The 3,888-nt window shown below is 41.4% G+C and carries 4 protein-coding genes and 2 pseudogenes; 1 reads left to right on the top strand and 5 read right to left on the bottom strand.

All coding sequences use genetic code 11. The features are described from left to right. From LG372_RS09675 to pbp2b, 5 genes and pseudogenes are all read right to left on the bottom strand, one after another. Positions 1-192, bottom strand: a pseudogene (locus LG372_RS09675) (virulence protein); the annotation flags it as partial. Then, positions 183-539 carry a hypothetical protein gene (locus LG372_RS09670; RefSeq protein ID WP_042750678.1) on the bottom strand — a complete coding sequence of 119 codons (357 nt, stop codon included), beginning with the start codon at positions 537-539 and terminating at the stop codon, positions 183-185. The pseudogene LG372_RS09675 and the gene LG372_RS09670, both read right to left, overlap by 10 nt. 3 nt (positions 540-542) lie before the next feature. Continuing rightward, positions 543-818 carry a hypothetical protein gene (locus tag LG372_RS09665; protein ID WP_049491527.1) on the bottom strand — a complete coding sequence of 92 codons (276 nt, stop codon included), beginning with the start codon at positions 816-818 and terminating at the stop codon, positions 543-545. A gap of 316 nt (positions 819-1,134) precedes the next feature. Beyond that, on the bottom strand, positions 1,135-1,731 hold the full coding sequence (recR, locus tag LG372_RS09660) for a recombination mediator RecR (RefSeq protein WP_000966742.1): 597 nt from the start codon (positions 1,729-1,731) through the stop codon (positions 1,135-1,137). A 10-nt stretch (positions 1,732-1,741) separates the two neighbouring features. Next, positions 1,742-3,781: a penicillin-binding protein PBP2B gene (pbp2b, locus tag LG372_RS09655; protein WP_225742709.1), complete on the bottom strand. Its 2,040-nt coding sequence runs from the start codon at positions 3,779-3,781 to the stop codon at positions 1,742-1,744. Between pbp2b and LG372_RS09650 the strand changes: the two are divergent. Continuing rightward, positions 3,763-3,888 (top strand): annotated as a pseudogene (locus LG372_RS09650) (SSURE domain-containing protein); the annotation flags it as partial. The gene pbp2b and the pseudogene LG372_RS09650 sit on opposite strands and share 19 nt — an antisense overlap.

The following is a 3,888-nucleotide window of genomic DNA, read 5'->3' as shown; positions in this document are numbered from 1 at the left end:
GATGATAATCTCTATAAAGAGACCTTTACCAGCTGTGTAGGCTGCTCCTGTCAACTCACCTGAGTCTAAAGAGGAAATCAGGTGGTCACATCCGCTGGATAAACGGTCTGTGACTTCATTTGCGACTCGGAGGTTGTTCGTCATGGCCTGAATCAATTCTTGGGATTCTTGTGCGCTGTATTTTACTCCCATGGTAGCCGATTCCTTTCCGCTATCAGTTCTTCTCTGGCTTCATCGAAAGAGCGACAAGCCTTTTTAGTTTGTTTTTCCAACGTATCCAGTTCCTCCTCTACATAAGAGTTGACCTGTCGCTGAATGGTTCTATTATCACTTTCGATTTGCTCTATTAGCTGACGAGAACTGGGTGAGAGAGACAATAGATTTATCATGCGATGGTGAATGCTCTGAATATCCGAGTAAAAGTTTGTCAACTGCTGTTCATATTGCTTTTTAGTTGCTCGGAGTCTGTCTTCCTTATCTTCTATCTTAACAATCTTACGCCAAATTTCTGTGCGCTTTTCTTCATTTCTATCTGCCATTCCTTAGTGACTCCATCTCTTCGCTTGCTCTATATCACGTTTTTCAATCCTATGAGCAATTTCTGGAAACTTATTTGCTTGGGTCAAAACAGCTGAACTAAAATCACTGACCGCTTGAAGCATTTGATTGCAGGTCTGACGTCCTGCTTCCATTCCAGTGATTCCAGATGTATATGAAAATTCCACCTGCTGATTTTGCTTGTCGCTCGTTTCATACCCGACCAACTCATTAATAGCCGCCTCTGCTGCTATCGTGCTAGATTTTATCTTTCCACCCATACTTCCAACTCCACTTATTAATTATATATTGACCATATCATAACATAAAAATAGTACGATTTCAAAATAAATTATAACGAACTAAAGGGCAATCTTATCCTTAAAAAAACTTGATCCTTCAGTAAAATATATTGATAGAGATGCTACTAGGAATTTTGAAAATCCGTTTTCTGATACCTTATATTTTGTGTTTACTGGGAAGTATTCTTATTATCAAGATTTGTCCTTCTCTCATTATAAAACGAAAAAGACAAACCCTAGAAAAATTCCTAGGGCTTGTCTTATACGTCAAAATGAGCTAAATTTTTACTGACTTTTACAACTCTGTCCGATTTTCAATAGCTCGTAAGAGGGTTACTTCGTCCGCATACTCGATATCTGCTCCCACTGCTAGACCTCGCGCTAGGCGCGTAACCTTGATCCCAGCTGGCTTGAGTAAGCGCGAAAGATACATGGAAGTCGCTTCCCCATCTGCCGTGGCATTGGTTGCTACGATTACTTCTGAAACCTCACTATCCATCAGACGGGTCATGAGACTCTTGAGATTGATATCATCTGGACTAATGCCATTCATAGGAGAAATGAGACCATGCAGGACATGATAGAGTCCGTGGTATTCTTGGATATTTTCCATAGCAGCTACATCTCGACTATCCTCTAGGACGAGGATAGTTGTTTGGTCCCGACTTGGATCTGTGCAGATAGAACAGGGATCTTCATCGGTTAAACGTCCACAGATAGAACAATAGGTCAACTCTCTTTTAGCTGAAAGGAGATTTTTAGCAAATTCGTTGACGTCATCATCCGGCATTCCAATAGTATAAAAGGCTAGACGGGTTGCTGTCTTAATCCCAATACCAGGAAGTTTGGAATAACTGTCAATCAACTTAGCAATAGGTGTTGGATAAAGCATGGCTTCCTTTCTAGTTCATTGGATGGTGTTGGTTATATAAATTGATAATGTCGCGAGCAATTGCTGGCCCAACATTTTTGGTTAAATTGGTATTATGAGGAAAGACTACTGCAACTGCAATTTGAGGATTTTCTGTTGGAGCATAGGCCACGGCATTGGTATTATTAGCTTCTTGACCACCAGCTACATAGCTTTCACCTGTACCGGTCTTACCACTGATAGAAACAGTGGCGCCATCTGAAAACGCCCGTCCTGTCGTAAGGGGACTAGTTCCATGCGATACTTGGTAAAATCCTTGGTGCAAGATACTCATATCGGAGTCGGATATATTGACCTTATTCATCTCTGTCGGTTGCAGTTGCTGAATCAAGTCACCCAGTCCTCCCTTATCATTATTACCATAAATGCCTTCAACAATACGAGGAGCCACACGAACACCATCATTTGCAATAGTTGCTACATACTGAGCCAACTGCATGGGCGTATAGTTATCAAACTGCCCAAAGGCATTGGTGATGTAATTAGCAAAGCTATACTCTTTGGGAACAAATCCAGTAGATTCATCTGGTAGGTCAATTCCGGTCGCAGCCCCCAAGCCATATTCGCCAAAGGTCGCACGAAGTTTTCCCATAGCTGTTTCCAAATTGCTGGTTCCAACAAACATATTTGGTTGATAGGTCTGGCCCATGATTCCAAGAGCGGTTTGAACCATGTAAGCATTGGATGAATACTCCAAGGCTTCCACAGCTGTAATAGGAAAAGATCCATATGCCAATTTATACCAAGAATAAATTGGAGCTGAACCTTGGAAAACAATAGGCTGATCTGTTAAGGTTTGGTTTCCTGATAAAACACCATTTTCCCAACCTGAGCTGATGGTAGCGGCCTTAACAACCGAACCTGGGATAAAGACATTGGTTACCGTTCCCAAGGAATCAGGAGTCAACTCTCCCGTTTTCAGGTCATGTTTGAGTCCTGACATAGACAAAACAGCACCTGTTTTGGGGTTAAGGGCGACTGCATACACACCCTCAGAATACTTGGCTCCACCATTTCCTAGCTCGGAATTGAAATAACTTTTCAGCAAAGCATCCACGCTATCTTGGAAGGCCAAATCAATGGTCAGTTTGATATTGTTTCCCTTACTACCTTCCTCAATTGTGTCCACGCTTTCCATATTGCCATATTTATCCAGATGGATTTCTTTTACCGAGCGTTTTCCTTGCAAGGTTTCTTCATATTGTTTTTCTAGATAAGAGGTTCCAACACGGTCATTTAGAGAATACCCCTTTTTGATATAAGCATCTGCTTCTTCAGCTGGAAGACCAGCTTTTTCACTGGATACACTTCCTACTATAGACGAAAGAGAAGTCTCTAGAACTTTTCGATCCCACGAAGTTGAAATACTGATACCAGGTAAATTCTTAGAGGCCGAAGCAATCAAGGCAATCTGAGTATCTGTTAAGGAGTCTGTCGCAATGGTCCCTGTCGCAAAATTTCCAACTGCATTGAGTTGGCTAAAAAGATAAATTTCTTTCTTATCATCCTCTGTATAGTTTAATTGACTCGTTTGGACACTATCGACCGCATTGTTATAGAGTTCTGATTCGGATAGACGATTGCCATCTGAATCAAGACGTTTCTCACGTGGTAAGCTTTCCACTACTTTCTTATAGACATCTTGATCTGCTAGATAATAGTCCGCCAACTGTCGGTCAGTCAATGTTGGAGAAGTAACTCCTACATAGGCTAACAGCTTCTTGGCTGTTTCTTTTAAATCTGCAGCCGTCATTTTGTTGTTACGAGTAAATGAAACAACTTGTTTCACAGTATTTTCAACCAAGGGCTTGCCACTGGCATCATAAATTTCACCCCGAGCTGAACTAGTAGTCACCTTTGTTTTACTAGCCGATGCTAGTTTTGTCTCATAAAAACCCTTGTTCAAAACCTGCATATAAAGCAGGCGACCAATAATGGTCATAAAGAGTAAAATGATGATTGAAAACAATAAATTAAGCCGAATCGGAATCGAATGGCTTGACCACTCCAGCTGAAGTGCAAAAAGGTGTGGCCGACAACACTAAAGACACAGTGGATGTTCCAGCTACTTACCTAGACAAAGCTAATTTTCCAGGCCCATTCACAGCAGGTGTTAAC

The organism is Streptococcus sp. Marseille-Q5112, assembly GCF_916700555.1.
In the GTDB taxonomy this organism is placed as follows: domain Bacteria; phylum Bacillota; class Bacilli; order Lactobacillales; family Streptococcaceae; genus Streptococcus; species Streptococcus symci.
This window is presented reverse-complemented; position numbering and strand designations above follow the sequence as displayed.